General features: G+C 59.5%; 18 protein-coding genes. 6 read left to right on the top strand and 12 right to left on the bottom strand.

Going from position 1 to position 18,165, the window contains the following annotated elements; translation table 11 throughout:
• Positions 1-51: 51 nt before the first annotated feature.
• Positions 52-1,968 carry an ATP-dependent DNA helicase gene (locus SSARUM_RS13445; protein ID WP_033647629.1) on the bottom strand — a complete coding sequence of 639 codons (1,917 nt, stop codon included), beginning with the start codon at positions 1,966-1,968 and terminating at the stop codon, positions 52-54.
• A gap of 133 nt (positions 1,969-2,101) precedes the next feature.
• On the opposite strand from SSARUM_RS13445, the gene SSARUM_RS13450 reads away from it, so the two are divergent.
• Entirely contained in the window at positions 2,102-2,446 is a 345-nt protein-coding gene (locus SSARUM_RS13450) for a RidA family protein (protein ID WP_033634838.1), read from the top strand.
• Positions 2,447-2,508: 62 nt separating this feature from the next.
• Here the strand turns inward: SSARUM_RS13450 and mdtI are convergent, their stop codons facing one another.
• The 4 genes from mdtI to zwf form a co-directional block, all read right to left on the bottom strand.
• Positions 2,509-2,838: a multidrug/spermidine efflux SMR transporter subunit MdtI gene (mdtI, locus tag SSARUM_RS13455; protein WP_033634839.1), complete on the bottom strand. Its 330-nt coding sequence runs from the start codon at positions 2,836-2,838 to the stop codon at positions 2,509-2,511.
• The gene (gene mdtJ / locus SSARUM_RS13460) at positions 2,825-3,193 is read right to left on the bottom strand and encodes a multidrug/spermidine efflux SMR transporter subunit MdtJ (RefSeq protein ID WP_033634840.1); all 369 of its coding nucleotides are present in this window, start codon (positions 3,191-3,193) and stop codon (positions 2,825-2,827) included. Before mdtJ ends, mdtI begins: the two co-directional genes overlap by 14 nt.
• A 551-nt stretch (positions 3,194-3,744) precedes the next feature.
• On the bottom strand, positions 3,745-4,386 hold the full coding sequence (locus SSARUM_RS13465; RefSeq protein ID WP_033634842.1) for a bifunctional 4-hydroxy-2-oxoglutarate aldolase/2-dehydro-3-deoxy-phosphogluconate aldolase: 642 nt from the start codon (positions 4,384-4,386) through the stop codon (positions 3,745-3,747).
• A gap of 154 nt (positions 4,387-4,540) precedes the next feature.
• Positions 4,541-6,016, bottom strand: coding sequence for a glucose-6-phosphate dehydrogenase (gene zwf, locus SSARUM_RS13470; protein ID WP_033634844.1), 1,476 nt, complete (start codon positions 6,014-6,016; stop codon positions 4,541-4,543).
• 448 nt (positions 6,017-6,464) lie between these two features.
• Here zwf and SSARUM_RS13475 point away from each other — a divergent pair, with 448 nt between their 5' ends.
• The 3 genes from SSARUM_RS13475 to SSARUM_RS13485 all read left to right on the top strand — a co-directional run bounded on the left by SSARUM_RS13475 (position 6,465) and on the right by SSARUM_RS13485 (position 9,936).
• Positions 6,465-7,337: a MurR/RpiR family transcriptional regulator gene (locus SSARUM_RS13475; RefSeq protein WP_033634845.1), complete on the top strand. Its 873-nt coding sequence runs from the start codon at positions 6,465-6,467 to the stop codon at positions 7,335-7,337.
• A gap of 189 nt (positions 7,338-7,526) precedes the next feature.
• A complete protein-coding gene (gene pyk, locus SSARUM_RS13480) occupies positions 7,527-8,969 on the top strand; it encodes a pyruvate kinase (RefSeq protein WP_019452801.1) in 1,443 nt (480 codons plus the stop codon).
• 85 nt (positions 8,970-9,054) lie between these two features.
• Positions 9,055-9,936: a leucine-rich repeat domain-containing protein gene (locus tag SSARUM_RS13485; RefSeq protein WP_039565766.1), complete on the top strand. Its 882-nt coding sequence runs from the start codon at positions 9,055-9,057 to the stop codon at positions 9,934-9,936.
• A gap of 49 nt (positions 9,937-9,985) precedes the next feature.
• Here the strand turns inward: SSARUM_RS13485 and lpxM are convergent, their stop codons facing one another.
• From lpxM to znuA, 3 genes are all read right to left on the bottom strand, one after another.
• On the bottom strand, positions 9,986-10,954 hold the full coding sequence (lpxM, locus tag SSARUM_RS13490; protein WP_033638507.1) for a lauroyl-Kdo(2)-lipid IV(A) myristoyltransferase: 969 nt from the start codon (positions 10,952-10,954) through the stop codon (positions 9,986-9,988).
• 151 nt (positions 10,955-11,105) lie between these two features.
• Positions 11,106-12,428: a murein DD-endopeptidase MepM gene (gene mepM / locus SSARUM_RS13495; protein ID WP_033634847.1), complete on the bottom strand. Its 1,323-nt coding sequence runs from the start codon at positions 12,426-12,428 to the stop codon at positions 11,106-11,108.
• Positions 12,429-12,449: 21 nt separating this feature from the next.
• Positions 12,450-13,394 (bottom strand): zinc ABC transporter substrate-binding protein ZnuA, encoded by a 945-nt coding sequence (znuA, locus tag SSARUM_RS13500; protein WP_033654440.1) that lies wholly within the window; start codon positions 13,392-13,394, stop codon positions 12,450-12,452.
• Between the two features lie 78 nt (positions 13,395-13,472).
• Between znuA and znuC the strand changes: the two genes are divergently transcribed.
• A complete protein-coding gene (znuC, locus tag SSARUM_RS13505; protein ID WP_060430185.1) occupies positions 13,473-14,231 on the top strand; it encodes a zinc ABC transporter ATP-binding protein ZnuC in 759 nt (252 codons plus the stop codon).
• Positions 14,228-15,013 carry a zinc ABC transporter permease subunit ZnuB gene (znuB, locus tag SSARUM_RS13510; protein WP_033634849.1) on the top strand — a complete coding sequence of 262 codons (786 nt, stop codon included), beginning with the start codon at positions 14,228-14,230 and terminating at the stop codon, positions 15,011-15,013. The genes znuC and znuB overlap by 4 nt, the downstream gene beginning before the upstream one ends.
• A gap of 66 nt (positions 15,014-15,079) precedes the next feature.
• Here the strand turns inward: znuB and ruvB are convergent, their stop codons facing one another.
• The 4 genes from ruvB to SSARUM_RS13530 form a co-directional block, all read right to left on the bottom strand.
• A complete protein-coding gene (gene ruvB / locus SSARUM_RS13515) occupies positions 15,080-16,084 on the bottom strand; it encodes a Holliday junction branch migration DNA helicase RuvB (protein WP_060430188.1) in 1,005 nt (334 codons plus the stop codon).
• A 19-nt stretch (positions 16,085-16,103) separates the two neighbouring features.
• Positions 16,104-16,718 (bottom strand): Holliday junction branch migration protein RuvA, encoded by a 615-nt coding sequence (gene ruvA / locus SSARUM_RS13520; protein ID WP_033634852.1) that lies wholly within the window; start codon positions 16,716-16,718, stop codon positions 16,104-16,106.
• 112 nt (positions 16,719-16,830) lie between these two features.
• A complete protein-coding gene (ruvC, locus tag SSARUM_RS13525) occupies positions 16,831-17,352 on the bottom strand; it encodes a crossover junction endodeoxyribonuclease RuvC (RefSeq protein ID WP_004932367.1) in 522 nt (173 codons plus the stop codon).
• A gap of 57 nt (positions 17,353-17,409) precedes the next feature.
• Positions 17,410-18,153 carry a YebC/PmpR family DNA-binding transcriptional regulator gene (locus SSARUM_RS13530; RefSeq protein WP_004932370.1) on the bottom strand — a complete coding sequence of 248 codons (744 nt, stop codon included), beginning with the start codon at positions 18,151-18,153 and terminating at the stop codon, positions 17,410-17,412.
• Between the last annotated feature and the right edge of the window lie 12 nt (positions 18,154-18,165).

The raw sequence follows: 18,165 nt of genomic DNA on the forward strand, positions 1-18,165 counted from the left end.
TTTTTCATACAGGGCGCGCATTGTAGCACAGCCCCGTAAGCCCTTCATCTTTCACGTGGCCGACGTGTCGGCGGCCTGCAGGAAGGCGATCGCCTGCTTCAAATCGCGGGTGCGCGGCGTAGGCGGCAGGCTATTGAGGAACACCTCGCCGTAGGGCCGCATGACCAGACGGTTATCGCAAATCACCAGCACGCCGCGATCGTCGGTATCACGGATCAAACGGCCGACGCCCTGTTTCAGGGTGATGACCGCATCCGGCAGCTGCACGTCATTGAACGGATCGCCGCCGCGCAGGCGGCAATCTTCAATGCGCGCCTTCAGCAGCGGATCGTCAGGTGAGGTAAACGGCAGTTTATCGATGATGACGCAGGACAGCGCATCGCCGCGCACGTCCACCCCCTCCCAGAAGCTGCTGGTCGCCACCAGCAGCGCGTTACCGGCGGCGACGAACTGCGCCAGCAGCTGCCCTTTGCTGGTTTCCCCTTGCAACAGCACCGGCAACGTCATCGTGGCGCGGAACTCTTCCGCCAGCTCGCGCATCATCTGGTGCGAGGTGCATAAAAAGAAGCAGCGGCCGTTGTTGGCTTCAATTAATGGCCGCAGCATGCGCGCCAGCTGGCGCGCCCCGCCGCGCTGATTCGGCGACGGCAAAAAGCGCGGCACGCACAGCAGCGCCTGCTTGGCATAGTCGAACGGGCTCGGCAACAGCAGCGTTTTGGCCTTGGTCAGCCCCAGCCGTTCGGTGAAGTGGCCCAACCGATCGTTGACCGACAGCGTGGCCGAGGTAAAGATCCAACTGCCCGGCTTCTCGTCCAGCATTTCGCGGAACCGATCGGCTACCGTCAGCGGCGTCAGCGCCAGCACGAAATGGCGCGAGTTGCATTCATACCAATAGCTGTAGCCAGGCTCCGTCACCGCCTTCAGCCGCTTGAGGCGCGCGCGGTACAGCGTGGCGCGCTCAAAGGCGGCGTCCAGCAGCGCCGAACGCCCCAGCGACAGTTTCATCACGTCATAACACAGCTCCAACGCGTCATCGAGCAGCAACAGAGCGCGCTGCACGTTCGGTTCGCCGAGCACGTCACGCAGATTGCCGCGAAAACCCGGCTCGCCCAGATTCAGACGGAAATCTTGCGTGCTCAGGCTGAGACGGTCGGCGCTTTTTTGCAGTTGAGCGGCGTCGCGCACCTCGGTGCGGTAGGCGATGGTGATGTCCTTCGCCAGATCCAACAGTTGGCGGCTGGTGAGCTGTTGGCCGAAATACTGGCTGGCGATGTCGGGGATTTGGTGCGCTTCGTCGAAAATCATCACCTCGGCTTCCGGGATCAGCTCGGCGAAACCGCCCTCTTTCACCACCATATCCGCCAGGAACAGGTGATGGTTTACCACCACCACATCCGCATCCATCGCGCGGCGGCGTGCCTTGACCACGAAGCAATCCTGATACAGCGGGCAATCGCTGCCCAGGCAGTTGTCATTGGTGCTGGTCACCAATGGCCAGACGAAGCTGTCTTCCGCCACTTCGCTGCAGGTGCTGATGTCGCCCTCTTTGGTCTGCGACGACCACTTGCGCAGCTGCACCAGATCGATCAGCGTCTGCCCCGCCAGCTCGCCGCCAGCCATCGACTGCTGCTCCAACCGCTCGAGACACAGATAATTGGAGCGCCCCTTCAGCAGCGCCAGCTTGCCTTTGTACTTCAACGCCTTGGCGACGGTGGGCAGATCGCGCGCATACAGCTGATCCTGCAACGCTTTCGAACCGGTAGAGATGATCACTTTGCGATCGGCGCGCAGCGCCGGCGCCAGATAAGCGAAGGTTTTGCCGGTGCCGGTGCCGGCTTCCACCACCAGCTCCTGCTTGAAATTGATTGCCTCGGTGACGGCTTGCGCCATCTGCCGCTGCGGCTCACGCGGTTTGAATCCCTTGATAGCCTGCGCCAATGCGCCGTCTGTTGCAAAATCGTCTGTCACGCTGTCTCTCTGCCGGTGTCATTCAGCGGTGATTATGCCAAGCCTGCCGCCCGGCTACCACCCACTTTATCGCCGCGCTTTTTCATTACCGGCTGTGCTACCCTTAGCGGGACTATGATATGGAGATAAGCAAATGAATATCGAAAGAATTGATCCCGATCAGCGCTGGTCCGAAGCCGTGGTGCACAACGAGACCGTTTACTACACCAGCGTGCCGGAGAACCTGGACGACGACGCGACCGCGCAGACCGCCAACGCCCTCGCCGCCATCGACGTGCTGCTGGCGCGCGTAGGTTCGGACAAAAGCCGCATTCTGGACGCCACCATCTTCCTGGCCAACAGCGCCGACTTCGCCGCGATGAACGCTGCCTGGGACGCCTGGGTGGTCGCCGGCAGCGCGCCGGTGCGCTGCACCGTGCAGGCACAGCTGATGAATCCGAAGTACAAGGTGGAAATCAAAATCATCGCCGCGCTGTAAGCCTGAGCGCAGACGAAAAAAAACCGCAGACGGCAACGCCTGCGGTTTTTTATTGCCCGTTATCAGGACAGTTTAAGGATCACCATCCCCATCAGCAGCAGCGCCAGGCCAATCCAGCCTTTGGCGTTCAACCGCTGGCCGAACATGATCCAGCCTGCGGCGATGGTGGCGGCGATACCGAAACCGCCCCACAGCGCATAAGCGATCGACAGATCGATGCCCTTCACCGCCTGCGCCAGGGCGCTGAACGCGCCGAGCACCGACAGCAGCGACAACAGCCCCAGCCAAATTTTACGGAAGCCGTCCGACATCTTCAGGAAGATGTTGGCGATGATTTCCAGCACGATCGCCAGCCCCAGGAACCCAATGTGGTACAACTCAAACTGTTGCATGGTTGTTACCTCGCGGGCTGACCTGTTTTCGCTCTTTGCGGGTACCGGATTTCACCAGCATGATGCCGGCGATCAGCGTAGCCAGGCCCAGCACCTTCAGCGCCGAGATTGGCTCGTCGAACCACAGCACGCTGAACAGGGTAATGAACAGAATACCGATGCCTTCCCACAGCGCATAGGCCACGCCCAGCGCCACGCGTTTTACCGCTACGGACAGCAACACATAAGACGCGGTGATCATCACGTACATCACGATGTGCCCGATCATGCCGCCATTGACGCTGGCGTATTTCATCGACAAGGTGCCGATGATTTCGGTCATGATGGCCAAACCTAAAAAGATCCAATAAATCATAATTTTTCTCCCAAACGGCGAATAACGCGCGCCAAGGCATATTTATCCCGATTTATCTCGTCAAACGGCGCATTGCGGCGCGCAAGACGCAGAGATCCCTGGGGATAAACTGACCCAAACGCAAAAAAGAATGTTTGCCCGGCTGAACGGTAGAGCGAAGGCGAAAGCCCGCTACCGGCACCGGTTAAGGGAGAAAGACGCTATAGCTCGCTGCACCAGTGATGCTCACTGGCAAGGATCGCAGACAGGAAGAGTTGGCACGTAGAGGTTCTGAGGGTAATTCCGTTAATAGTCATCATAATCGTTCTCTATTATCAGCCGCACACCGTGCGATTTGCCCAATATCCTCATGAAAGTAAAATTTTCGACTGAGATATTTTTACCACAGCCAAAATAAGAAAGCAAACTGCCGTTTTCATAAAAATCGAAAAAAAACGGGTTAAAAATAAGAACGTTAATCACGATAAAAATTAAAAAAAGCTCAACGGAGCGTTGAGCCTTGCGATATTCGCGGGCGCGCAAATAAGCGCCAATCCCAGGCGCGGCGCGGGTTACAACGCGGCCCCGCTGACGGCGCTGCGCGCCAGTTCAGTGATGCGCGCGTAGTCGCCGCTTTCGAGCGCGTCCGCCGGCACCAGCCAGGAACCACCGATGCAAAGTACGCTGTTCAGCGCCAGATAATCGCGGTAGTTGTTCGGCGTAATGCCGCCGGTCGGGCAAAAACGCACCTGCGGGAACGGGCCGCCGATCGCCTGCAGTGCCTTCACGCCGCCGTTGGCTTCCGCCGGGAAGAATTTGAACTCGCGCAGGCCGTGATCCATGCCCTGCATCAGCTCGGAAACGGTGCTGATGCCCGGGATGAGCGGGATTGGCCCCGCCGTCGCCGCCTGCAGCAAGGCTTCGGTCAGCCCCGGGCTGATGGCGAACTGCGCTCCCGCCTCGGTCACCTCCCGCAGCTGCTGCGGATTGATCACCGTACCGGCGCCGATGATGGCCTCCGGCACCTCTTTGGCGATAGCGCGGATCGCCTCCAGCCCGCAGGCGGTGCGCAGCGTCACCTCCAATACCCGCACGCCGCCGGCAACCAGCGCTTTCGCCAGCGGCACCGCCTGCTCCAGCTTGTTGATCACGATAACAGGCACCACCGGCCCTGCCGTCAGGATCTGCTCGGCGCTGGTTTTCCAGTTTTTCATCGTTATTTCTCCATTACTCGCGGTTAACAATGGCACGCCCCTGCCACAGGGCTCCGCGCAAATGCGCGGACGTCCGGCCGTACCGTAAGTGATGTGGCCCACGCGCAGATCGCAGGCAAAAAAAAGCCGGCAGACAGGCTGCCGGCATTGCGCATTACTCGAACTCGTTCCAGGAACGGCCGTCGCGGGTGATCATCGCCACCGAGGCCACCGGCCCCCAGGTGCCCGCCTGATAAGGCTTCGGCGCCTCGTTGTCGGCTTTCCATGCGTCCATGATGGAGTCGACCCACTTCCAGGCCTCTTCCACTTCATCGCGGCGCACAAACAGCGCCTGAATGCCGCGCATGGTCTCCAGCAGCAGGCGCTCGTAGGCGTCCGCCACGTGCTCCTGGTTGAAGGTTTCCGAGAAGCTCAGATCCAGCTTGGTGGTCTGCAGACGGTGCTTGTGATCCAGCCCCGGCACCTTGTTCAGCACCTGAATTTCGATGCCTTCGTCCGGCTGCAGGCGGATGGTCAGCTTGTTCTGCGGCAGCTGTTGGTAAGAGTCGCTGAACAGGTTAAGCGGTGGGTTTTTGAAGTACACCACCACTTCCGAGCATTTGGTCGGCAGACGTTTACCGGTACGCAGGTAGAACGGCACCCCGGCCCACTGCCAGTTGTCGATATCCACGCGGATGGAGACGAAAGTTTCGGTGCTGCTGCTCTTGTTCGCCCCTTCCTCTTCCAGATAACCCGGCACTTTCTTGCCCTGGACGAAACCGGCGGTGTACTGACCGCGCACGGTGGTTTCCCGTACATTGGTCTGATCGATACGGCGCAGCGAACGCAGTACCTTCACCTTCTCGTCGCGGATACGGTCAGTGGTCAGATCCGCCGGCGGCGACATGGCGATCATGGTCAGGATCTGCAGCAGGTGGTTCTGGATCATGTCGCGCATCTGGCCGGCCTGGTCGAAGTAACCCCAACGCCCTTCGATGCCCACCTCTTCCGCCACGGTGATCTGCACCGAATCGATGGTGCGGTTATCCCAGTTGGATGCGAACAGCGAGTTGGCGAAACGCAGCGCCAACAGGTTCAGCACCGTCTCTTTACCGAGATAGTGGTCGATACGGTAAACCTGGGATTCGTTGAAGTACTCCGCCACCTGGTCGTTGATCACGCGGGAAGACGCCAGATCGGTGCCCAGCGGCTTCTCCATCACCACGCGCGCCGGCTCATGGTTCAGTTTGGCTTCGCCCAACCCTTTGCAGATGGCGCCGAAGGTGCTTGGCGGCATGGCGAAGTAGTTGATGGTGGTGCGGTGTTTCTGATCCAGCATTTTACCCAATTTGGTAAAGTTCTTGCTGTCGTTGACGTCCAGATTGCAGAAGTCCAGGCGTGCGCTCAGCGTGGCCCAGAGTTCATCATCCAGTTTTTCCTTCATGAAGGTGCCAAGCGCTTCCTTGACCACTTCGGTATAGGCTTTTTTATCCCACTCCGCGCGGCCGACGCCGATGATCCGCGTTTCCGGGTGGATGTGTCCGGCTTTCTCTAACTGGTACAGGGAAGGCAGCAGCTTACGGCGCGCCAAATCACCTTTCGCGCCGAAAATAACCAGGTCACACGCCTGGGCTGTAGAGGTTACCGCCATGTTCATCTCCTCGTTGCAGGATATTTGTAATTTTCTTACATTACTAATGTACTCTGTTTGACTACGGCCAGCAAACCCAGCGCAGAAGCAGAAAAAAAGACCTCAATATTCCAGTGGAAAGCGCCAATGTGCGCCAGCGCCCCAGTCCCGGGCAAAACTGTAATTTTTCGTCTTTTTTGACGCTCTGTTACCATTATGAAAGTTAGACACAGGTCATATTCTGGTGAAAAAAGCCTGCATACGCCCTGTCGAGACTGCCAACGGTTACCAGCACGTAGTATATTTTCACTAAACCGGCATTGATTTCTCCTTTGTTTGAAATCGTCATACCCTATCGATTCCAGGTTACAGCCGCTCGTTTGGCGTCTGCTTGCACGGCAAACACGGGCGAGATTCGACGCTGTTGCTTGAAAGCCACAGGGATAAAACCATGAGTGACTCTCGTTATATGAATACGCTGGACAAAATCCAGAGCCATCTGGAACTCCTGAGCAAATCTGAAAGGAAAGTCGCCGAGGTGATCCTGGCCTCCCCGCAGACCGCCATTCACTCCAGCATCGCCACGCTGGCGCGCATGGCCGACGTCAGCGAACCCACCGTCAACCGTTTTTGCCGCCGCCTTGATACCAAAGGCTTTCCCGACTTCAAACTGCATCTCGCCCAAAGCCTGGCTAACGGCACGCCCTACGTAAACCGTAATGTCGAGGAAGACGACAGCGTCGATGCCTATACCAGCAAGATCTTCGAATCGGTCATGGCCAGCCTGGATACAGTAAAGGCAAATTTGGATATTGCCGCAATCAATCGTGCGGTTGACCTACTCACCCAGGCAAAAAAGATCTCTTTCTTCGGCCTGGGCGCCTCCGCGGCGGTAGCGCACGATGCGATGAACAAATTTTTCCGCTTCAACATTCCGGTGGTCTACTTCGATGACATCGTCATGCAGCGCATGAGCTGCATGAACTCCGGCGAAGGCGACGTGGTGGTGCTGATCTCACACACCGGCCGCACCAAGAATCTGGTGGAGATGGCCCACCTGGCGCGAGAAAACGACGCCACGGTATTGGCTATCACCTCGCGCGACACCCCGCTCGCCCAGGCAGCGACCCTCGCTCTGCTGCTCGACGTGCCCGAAGACACCGACGTTTACATGCCGATGGTGTCACGGATCGCGCAATTAACGCTCATTGACGTGCTAGCCACCGGATTTACCTTGCGCCGAGGGGCTAAATTCAGAGATAACTTGAAGCGGGTCAAAGAAGCGCTCAAAGAATCGCGCTTTGATAAAGGCGTGGTCATTCCCAACAGTTTTGATTCGTGACCCGACGAAGAAAAAATCGCCGTTCAACAGACATTTGAATGACGGCATCAGAGGCGGTACCCTGTTAACATGCTCATGCGGGTAACCCGGGTGAAATATCAGTGTTGTAAAATTACATTTCACGCCTGGTTTCGTTATCCGACGTTATCGCAACACCAATATTTGCTTCACCAGTCAACGGAGTAATACATGTCCAGACGGCTCAGAAGAACCAAAATCGTTACCACCCTGGGTCCGGCTACTGACCGCGACAATAATCTGGAAAAGATCATTGCCGCCGGCGCCAACGTAGTTCGGCTTAACTTCTCCCACGGCAGCCCGGAAGATCACCAGGCTCGCGCTGACAAAGTGCGCGAAATCGCCGCAAAACTGGGACGTCACGTCGCTATACTCGGCGATCTGCAAGGGCCGAAAATCCGCGTCTCCACCTTCAAGGAAGGCAAAATCTTCCTCAACGTGGGCGATAAATTCCTGCTGGACGCCAACCTGTCAAAAGGCGAAGGCGATAAAGAAAAAGTCGGTATCGACTATAAAGGCCTGCCTGCCGACGTGGTGCCGGGCGATGTCCTGCTGCTCGACGACGGCCGCGTTCAGTTGAAAGTGCTCGAAGTTCAGGGCATGAAAGTGTTTACCGAAGTGACGGTCGGCGGCCCGCTGTCCAACAACAAGGGCATCAATAAGCTCGGCGGTGGCCTGTCGGCCGAAGCGCTGACCGAAAAAGACAAGGCGGACATCGTGACCGCCGCCAAGATTGGCGTCGACTATCTGGCGGTTTCCTTCCCGCGCACCGGTGAAGACCTGAACTATGCCCGCCGCCTGGCGCGCGACGCCGGCTGCAACGCCAAGATCGTGTCCAAGGTTGAGCGCGCCGAAGCGGTCTGCAGCGACGAAGCGATGGACGACATTATTCTGGCCTCCGACGTGGTGATGGTTGCCCGTGGCGATCTCGGCGTCGAAATCGGCGATCCGGAACTGGTCGGCATTCAGAAGAAACTGATCCGCCGCGCCCGTACCCTGAACCGCGCGGTGATCACCGCAACTCAGATGATGGAGTCGATGATCACCAACCCGATGCCGACCCGCGCCGAAGTCATGGACGTGGCCAACGCCGTGCTGGACGGCACCGACGCCGTTATGCTGTCGGCGGAAACCGCCGCCGGCCAATACCCGGCGGAAACCGTGGCGGCGATGGCGCGCGTTTGTCTGGGCGCCGAGAAGATCCCGAGCATCAATGTTTCCAAACACCGCCTGGACGTGCAGTTCGACAACATCGAAGAAGCGATTGCCATGTCTTCGATGTATGCTGCCAACCACCTGAAAGGCGTTACCGCGCTGATCGCCATGACCGAGTCCGGCCGCACCGCGCTGATGATGTCACGCATCAGCTCCGGCCTGCCGATCTTCGCCATGTCGCGTCATGAGCATACGCTGAACCTGACCGCGCTGTATCGCGGCGTGACGCCGGTGTATTTCGACAGCCACAAAGACGGCGTGATCGCCGCCAATGAAGCCGTCAATCGCCTGCGCGACAAGGGCTTCCTGGTCTCCGGCGATCTGGTGATCGTTACCCAGGGCGACGTGATGGAAACCGTCGGCACCACCAATACCAGCCGTATCCTGCGCGTCGAGTAATCCACGCCGCAGACGAAATGCCGGCCGGCTCACGTTGGCCGGCATTTTTTTTGCCCTGACACCGCCATAAAAGACGGAGAACGCCATGCTCCACCAACACACTCCCGCAGCGAGCGGTGATGAGCTCGATCTCGACGGCCACGGCCTGACGCAGCTCGACGAGTCGCCGTTAGCCGGCCACGCGCTGCGCAAGATTAGCCTGTACGACAATCAGCTGACGGCCCTCCCTGTCGCCCTCTTCCGGCACCGAAATCTGCGGGTGCTGAATATCTCCTGCAATCAGCTCGACCGCCTGCCGCCGGAGATTGGCCAGTTGCAACAGCTCGAGATGTTCGACTTTGGCCACAATCGCGCAAACGAACTCCCCGAAGAACTGGGGCAGCTGCATCGGTTGAAATACCTCTATCTGAGCGATAACGGCTTTAGCGATCTGCCGCGCTCGCTGGCGCAGCTGCAGCAGTTGGTTTACCTCAACGCGACCGACAACCATTTAACCGTTTTGCCACAGGCGATACCGAGGCTGGCGGCATTGCAGGAGCTGCGTTTATACAACAACCGCATCGGCAACCTGCCCGCCGAAATCGGGCAACTGCACGCGCTGCGCGAACTGCATATCATGAAAAATGCCCTGACCTCGCTGCCGGCGGAAATGGCTCAGCTCGGTGAGCTGGAGATACTCGACGCGGCTAACAATGCCATCGCCGAGCTGCCGCAGGCCTTCTGCCGGCTGCCGCGGCTGAGCGAGCTGAGCCTGCGTTTCAATCAGCTGACGCGTCTGCCGGATAATATCGGTGAGCTGACGGCGCTGAGAAGTCTGGATCTGCGCGCCAACCGCCTGAGTGACCTGCCGGAAAGCCTCGGCGAACTGAGCCGCCTGCGCAAGCTGGACCTGCGCTGGAATGATTTCACCCGCACGCCTAAAGTCGTCGACATCCTGCGGGCTCGCGGCTGTAGGGTGCATATATGAAGAGACGCCGGCCGGATTGCGGCCCGGCCGGCGTTAGCGGCAGAAAGGATTAACGATACAGATCGTCGCGCGAGTAAGGTTCAATCTCCCCTTCCTTGCGCGTCTTCAGCAGTTTGAGGATCCAGGTATACTGTTCCGGATTCGGGCCCACCAGATTTTCCACTTCTTCATTCATGCGGCGGGCAATGCGCGGATCGTCGGCTTCGGCCAGATCGTCCATCGGCTCGCGAATATAAATATCCAGCATGCTGGTTTTGCCGTCGTACACCGGGAACAAAGGCACGATCGCCGCGCGACACACCTTCATCAGCCGCCCCACCGCCGGCAGCGTCGCCTTATAGGTGGCGAAGAAATCGACGAACTCGCTGTGCTCGGCGCCGTGATCCTGATCGGGCAGATAGTAGCCCCAATACCCCTGCCGTACCGAACTGATAAACGGTTTGATGCCGTCGTTGCGCGCGTGCATGCGGCCGCCGAATTTACGCCGCACGGCATTCCACAGGTAGTCGATCAGCTGATTACGCTGATTGTGGAACATCGCGGCCATCGGTTGGCCGCGCGCGGCCATCAGCATCGCCGGCACATCCACCGCCCAGCCGTGAGGCACCAGGAAAATCACGTTGCGCCCTTCCGCCCGGATCTTGTCCAACACCTCTTCACCGTGCCAACGCACGCGCTTGAGCACTTTCTCGGGCTTGGTGCAAGCCAGCTCCGCCATCAGCACCATCGACTGCGGCGCACAGGCGAACATCTGGTCGATAATGTGCTCGCGGTCGCTTTCCGGCAGCCCCGGCAAGCAATACAGCAGGTTGATGCGGGCACGACGGCGCGCGCCCTTCGCCAGCTTGCCGGCCAGTTTGCCGACCGCACCCAGCACCGGATCGCGCAAGCGCGCGGGCACCAGCGAAATGCCGGCCATCAGGCCGGTTCCCAACCACACGCCCCAGTAGCGCGGATATAAAAAGGCTTTTTGAAACTGCGGGATGAACTCTACGTTCGATTTCTTCTCGTTTTGCATGCACATGCTCTTAGCTTAGCGATTCGGCTAATCATAATTGCCATCACCGATTTTGCAATTAACAACCGCGAACCGCCCAGATAAAACAGCATCGGCCCGCAATCAGGCCGATGAAATTAGCGGCGCCGAAGCGCCGGAAAAAGGGCGGGCGTTAATCCAACTGCAGTTGAGGAACCACTTCCTTCACCTGCGCCAGATAATCGCTGCGATCTTTGCCGCTCAGCCCTTCGGAACGCGGCAGCTTGGCCGTCAGCGGGTTCACCGCCTGTTGGCCGGTCCACAGTTCAAAGTGCAGGTGCGGCCCGGTGGAGCGGCCGGTGTTGCCGGAGAGCGCAATGCGATCGCCGCGTTTCACCTTCTGGCCCGGTTTCACCAGCAGCTTTTTCAGGTGCATATAACGCGTGGTGTACTGACGGCCGTGGCGGATCGCCACATAGTTGCCCGCCGCGCCGCTGCGTTTGGCGATCACCACTTCACCGTCGCCGACCGCCAGCACCGGCGTGCCGACCGGCATGGCGAAATCGACGCCTTTGTGCGGCGCCACGCGGCCGGTCACCGGGTTCACGCGACGCGGGTTGAAGTTGGAGGAAATGCGGAACTGTTTCATGGTCGGGAAACGCATGAAGCCGCGCGCCAAGCCTGAGCCCTGGCGATCGTAGAATTTGCCGTCTTCGGCGCGGATCGCGTAGTAATCCTTGCCGCCGGTGCGCAGACGCACGCCCAACAGCTGGCTTTGCGATTTCTTGCCGTCGAAATGTTCGCGCGACATCAGCACGGAGAACTGGTCGCCTTTGCGCAGCTTGCGGAAATCGAGCTGCCACTGCAGCGCCTTAATCACCGAGTTGATTTCGTTACGGCTCAGCCCGGCGTCGCCGGCGCTGCTGACAAAGCTGCCGTTGACCCGGCCGCTGATCACGTTGTTGCGCCATTCGCCCTGCTGCGCCTCTTTCGACTCTTTGAAGCTATTGCCGACGCGGTCATAGGTGCGGGTTTCGCGGCGGGAAACTTCCCAGGTCAACTGCTGCAGATCGCCCGCATCGTTCACGGTCCACGACAGCTGTTGGCCGATCTTCAGATTACGCAGATCGCGGTTTTGCGAGGCCAGCAGCGTGACATCCGACATATCGATGCCGTACTGCGTCAGAATGCTGCCGAGGGTGTCGCCGGTGGAAACCACATATTCATGCACGCCATCGTCGCCGGCATCTTTCTGATCCAGCTCATCCTGCGGGATTTCGTCATCGGGGGTGGGTTGGTCGGCATCAATCGGTTCACTGGCTTCGGGGAGCAATGACCGCATCTGGCTGGATTCTAACTCGACGCTCTTGGCAATGGGGTTGTGTTCTGGGTGGTAAACAAAAGGCCGCCAAACAGCGACGGCCAATGTGACGACTGTCAGCGACCCCAGCATGACGCGGTGGGGCCGTGGCAGGTTGTTATACGCCAGAGCGATAGTTCGGACTATCTGCTGCACTCGATATTATCCTCATAAGCTTTACTTCAGGCAGCTCACGTACTGGTTTGACAGCTGAGTCAGGAATTTCCCGTAGCTGTCCTTCCCCAGCGCGATGCCGACGCCCAGCGGGTCCAGCGTTCCGGAACGCACTTTGGTACCCTTGGCGACGGCATTGATTACGGCCGGCCTGAATTGTGGCTCAGCAAAAACGCATACCGCTTTCTGCTCAACCAACTGTGTTCGAATTTGGTGTAGGCGCTGTGCTCCAGGCTGAATTTCGGGATTGACGGTGAAATGGCCCAGCGGACTCAAACCGTAGTGTTTCTCAAAGTAGCCGTAAGCATCATGAAAAACAAAATAACCCTTACCTTGCACAGGCGTAAGCATGTTACCAACATTTTTGTCAGTTTGCGTCAGCAGATTCTCGAACTGGCGCAGGTTTGCGTCTAATTTGTCCTTATTTTGCGGCATAAGTTCCAACAATCTGTCGTGAATCGCGATCGCGGTCACTTTTGCTATCTCCGGCGACAGCCAAACGTGCATATTGTACTCGCCGTGATGATGCCCATGATCGTCATCGGCATGGTTATGCGCTTCGCCTGCATGATCATGATCGTCGTCCTCTTCGCCTTTCATCAGCAACGGCTTCACCGCCGGCAGTTCGCTGATGGCCAGCTTGCGGGTCGCCGAGATCGGCACCAGCGCCTTGTTCAGGAACGCCTCCATGTCCGGCCCAACCCACAGCACCAGGTCCGCGGAACGCAAGCGCTGGATATCGGAAGGACGCAACGCAAAATCGTGCGGTGAAGCGCCATCCGGCAGCAACACTTCGGTCGGCGTCACGCCGTCGGCGATGGCCGAAGCGATAAAGCCCAACGGACGAATCGAGGTCACCACCGCCGCGGAAGCGCTGCTCAGCGGGCCGGCCATCAACAGTGCGCTGGCCAGCAGCGTGCGCTGCAGCCATTTATTTTTCTTTGCCATCATCAGTAATCCCATCGTTTTCATCAACAAGGCGTGATATTATAACATTCGCTTCGTTCTGCAACCTGTAATCTCGAGATGTCTACACTGATAACGCTAAAAAATATCTCCGTCGCCTTCGGCAGCCGCAAGGTGCTGTCGAACATTTCCCTTAGCCTGCAGCCCGGCCGTATTCTCACGCTGCTGGGCCCGAACGGCGCGGGCAAGTCTACGCTGGTGCGCGTGGTGCTGGGATTGGTCAAACCGACCGCCGGCACGCTGGAGCGTGAGCCCGATCTGCGCATCGGCTACGTGCCGCAAAAGTTGCACCTCGACGCCACCCTGCCGCTGACTGTCAGCCGCTTTATGCGCCTCAAGCCCGGCGTCAAGAAAACCGACATTCTGCCTGCGCTCAAGCGCGTGCACGCCGCCCACCTGCTCGACCAGCCGATGCAAAAGCTCTCCGGCGGTGAAAACCAACGCGTGCTGCTGGCGCGAGCGCTGTTGAACAAACCGCAGCTGCTGGTGCTGGACGAACCCACGCAGGGAGTTGACGTCAACGGCCAGCTGGCGCTGTACGATCTGATCGATCAACTGCGTAAAGAGCTGGGCTGCGCCGTGCTGATGGTGTCGCACGATCTGCATCTGGTGATGGCGAAAACCGACGAGGTCTTGTGCCTCAATCAGCATATCTGCTGCTCCGGGGCGCCGGAGGTGGTGTCGATGCATCCCGAATTCATCGCCATGTTCGGCAACCGCGGCGCAGAGCAGCTGGCGGTATATCGCCACCATCACAATCACCGCCACGACCTGCAGGGAAGAATTGTCTTGAAGAAAACCGGGAGCCGCGAAGCATGATTGAACTGTTACTTCCCGGCTGGCTGGCCGGCGTGTTGTTGGCCGGCGCCGCCGGGCCGCTGGGTTCTTTCGTGGTCTGGCGCCGCATGTCCTACTTTGGCGACACCCTGGCGCACGCCTCGTTGCTCGGCGTCGCCTTTGGCCTGCTGCTGGACATCAATCCCTTCTATGCGGTGATCGCCATTACGCTGCTGCTGGCTCTGGCCCTGGTGTGGCTGGAACGCCGCCCGCAGCTTTCGGTGGATACCCTGCTCGGCATTCTGGCCCACAGCGCCCTGTCGCTGGGCCTGGTAGTGGTGGCGCTGATGTCCAACGTGCGGGTCGATCTGATGGCCTATCTGTTCGGCGATCTGCTGTCGGTTACGCTGAGCGATATCCTGATGATCGCCGGCGGCGTCGCCGTGGTGCTGTTGGTGCTGTGGTGGCAGTGGCGCGATCTGCTGTCGATGACCATCAGCCCGGAGCTGGCGCACGTCGACGGCGTCAATCTGGCGCGGGCGCGCACCGTGCTGATGCTGGTGACCGCGTTGACCATCGGCCTGGCGATGAAATTCGTCGGCGCGCTGATCATCACTTCGCTGCTGATCATTCCCGCAGCTACCGCTCGCCGCTTCGCGCGCACGCCGGAACAGATGGCCGGCGTCGCGGTGCTGCTCGGCATGGTGGCCGTCACCGGCGGCCTGACTTTCTCGGCGTGTTACGATACGCCGGCCGGCCCTTCGGTAGTGCTCTGCGCCGCCGTGCTGTTCACGCTGAGCCTGTTCAAAAAACAGCAGGCTTGATTGAAGCCAGAACCAGCATATGACGAGGGCCGCAGATGCGGCCCTTTTGTATGGAGGATGGCAAACTTATGCTTCGCGTTCCAGCCCGAAATGCCGGTAGGCATGCTGCGTCGCCAGACGGCCGCGCGGCGTGCGCTGGATAAAGCCCTGCTGGATCAGGAACGGTTCGATCACGTCCTCGATAGTTTCGCGCTCTTCGCCGATCGCCGCCGCCAGGTTGTCCAGCCCGACCGGGCCGCCGGTAAACTTGTCGATAATCGCCAACAGCAGCTTGCGATCCATATAGTCGAAACCTTCGGCATCGACGTTGAGCATATCGAGCGCCTGCGCCGCCACCCCGCCGCTGATCACGCCGTTGGCGCGCACCTCGGCAAAGTCGCGCACCCGGCGCAACAGGCGGTTGGCGATACGCGGCGTACCGCGCGCACGGCGGGCCACTTCATGGGCGCCCTCGTCGGACAGCTCAAGCCCCAGGCAGCCGGCGCTGCGCGAGACGATGTGCTGCAGATCCGCTACCTGATAAAACTCCAACCGCTGGACAATGCCGAAGCGATCGCGCAGCGGCGAGGTCAGCGAGCCGGCGCGGGTGGTGGCGCCCACCAAGGTAAACGGCGGCAGATCGAGCTTAATCGAACGCGCCGCCGGCCCTTCGCCGATCATGATATCCAGCTGGTAGTCTTCCATCGCCGGATACAGCACTTCTTCCACCACCGGAGACAAACGGTGGATTTCGTCGATGAACAACACGTCGTGCGGTTCGAGGTTAGTCAGCATCGCCGCCAAATCGCCCGCCTTCTCCAGCACCGGGCCGGAGGTGGTGCGCAGATTCACGCCCATTTCGTTGGCCACGATGTTGGCCAGGGTGGTCTTCCCTAAGCCCGGCGGGCCGAAGATCAGCAGATGGTCGAGCGCGTCGCCGCGCTGCTTGGCCGCCTGGATGAAGATCTCCATCTGCTCGCGCACGTGCGGCTGGCCAACGTATTCGGTCAACAGCTTGGGACGAATGGCGCGATCGAGGACTTCTTCCTCGTTGATCGGTTCGGCGGAGATCAGGCGATCGGCTTCAATCATTATCTACCTCTTAGCGGCCTTACAAAGCCGCGCGCAGCGCGTCGCGGATCAGGGTCTCGCAGTCGGCGCCCGGTTTGGCAATTTTGCTGATCATGCGGCTGGCTTCCTGCGGCTTATAGCCTAGTGCCACCAACGCCGAGACAGCTTCGGCTTCCGCGTCCGCTTCCGGCGCGTTGGCGGCGGCGGACGGCAGGCTGATCTCGCTGCTGCTGTTGAACAGATCGCCGTTCAGCCCTTTGAAGCGGTCTTTCATCTCTACCACCAGGCGCTCGGCGGTTTTCTTGCCTACGCCCGGCAGCTTGACCAGCGCGGTGATCTCTTCGCGCTCCACCGCGCTGACGAACTGCTGCGCGGACATGCCTGACAGGATCGCCAACGCCAGTTTCGGCCCGACGCCGTTGACCTTGATCAGCTCGCGGAACAGCGCACGCTCCTGCTTGTCGTTGAAACCGTACAGCAGCTGCGCGTCTTCACGCACCACGAAGTGGGTAAACACGATGGCCTCTTGCCCCAGTTCCGGCAGCTCGTAAAAGCAGGTCATCGGCATGTGTACCTCATAGCCCACGCCGTTCGCCTCCAGTAACACCAGCGGCGGCTGCTTTTCCAGAATATTTCCTCTGAGACGACCTATCATTTACCCTCCTGCAGAATGACCGGGCATGGCGCCCTGCCATGCCGTTGCTGGTAAAGCTTATAACATAAAAAAGGCTGGATGAATATCCAGCCTGAGCAATCATCGCTTTGCGTCAGCGCAAACGCCCGCGCGCCAGGTTCAACCGCCCTTCGCTCATCCGCAGCACATTCTGGCTGAGGTGGCAGTGGGTAATGGCGATGGCAAGGGCATCGGCGGCGTCCGCCTGCGGGTTGGCCGAGAGTTTGAGCAGCGAGCGCACCATGTGCTGTACCTGCGCCTTTTCGGCCGCGCCGGTGCCGACCACGGTCTGTTTGACCTGCCGCGCCGCATACTCGAACACTTCCAGATTCTGATTCACCGCCGCCACGATCGCGACGCCGCGCGCCTGGCCGAGCTTGAGCGCCGAGTCCGGGTTCTTGGCCATAAACACCTGTTCGATGGCGAAGAAGTCGGGCTGAAACTGGGTGATGATCTCGCTGACGCCGGCGTAAATCAGCTTCAGCCGCGTCGGCATGTCGTCCACCACCGTGCGGATGCAGCCGCTGGCGATATAGCTCAACTGACGCCCCTGCTGGCGGATAAGGCCATAGCCGGTGACGCGTGAGCCGGGATCGATACCGAGTATGATCGCCATATCTACATCCACCTTGCATGCACGGCGCCGCCGAACGGCGGCGCCCGTTTTACCGGATTACAGCGTCGCCGCCACTTCGTCGGAGATTTCACCGTTATGGTAAACTTCCTGCACGTCGTCGCAGTCTTCCAGCATATCGATCAGGCGCAACAGCTTAGGCGCGGTTTCCGCGTCCATGTCGGCCTTGGTCGATGGGATCATCGACACTTCCGCCGCTTCGGCTTCGAATCCCGCCGCGGTCAGCGCGTCTTTCACTGCGCCCAGGCTTTCCCAGGCGGTGAACACGTCGATGGCACCGTCGTCATAGGTCACGATGTCTTCCGCACCGGCTTCCAGCGCCGCTTCCATCACGCTGTCTTCATCCAGGCCCGGTGCGTAGGTGATCACGCCCTTCTTGGTGAACAGGTAAGCCACGGAACCGTCGGTGCCGAGGTTGCCGCCGCATTTGGTGAAGGCGTGGCGCACTTCCGCCACGGTGCGGTTGCGGTTGTCGCTCAGGCATTCGATCATCACGGCGGTGCCGCCAGGGCCGTAACCTTCATAGATGATGGTTTCCATATTGGTATCATCATCGCCGCCCACGCCGCGCGCGATCGCACGGTTCATGGTGTCGCGCGTCATGTTATTCGACAGCGCCTTGTCCATCGCCGCGCGCAGACGCGGGTTGGAATCCGGATCGCCGCCGCCCAGCTTGGCGGCCGTGACCAGCTCACGAATAATCTTGGTGAAAATTTTACCGCGCTTGGCGTCCTGCGCCGCTTTACGGTGCTTTGTGTTGGCCCACTTACTATGACCTGCCATAAAAAATCTCCG

The sequence above is a fragment of the Serratia sarumanii genome (genome assembly GCF_029962605.1).
GTDB classification, from domain to species: Bacteria; Pseudomonadota; Gammaproteobacteria; order Enterobacterales; family Enterobacteriaceae; genus Serratia; species Serratia sarumanii.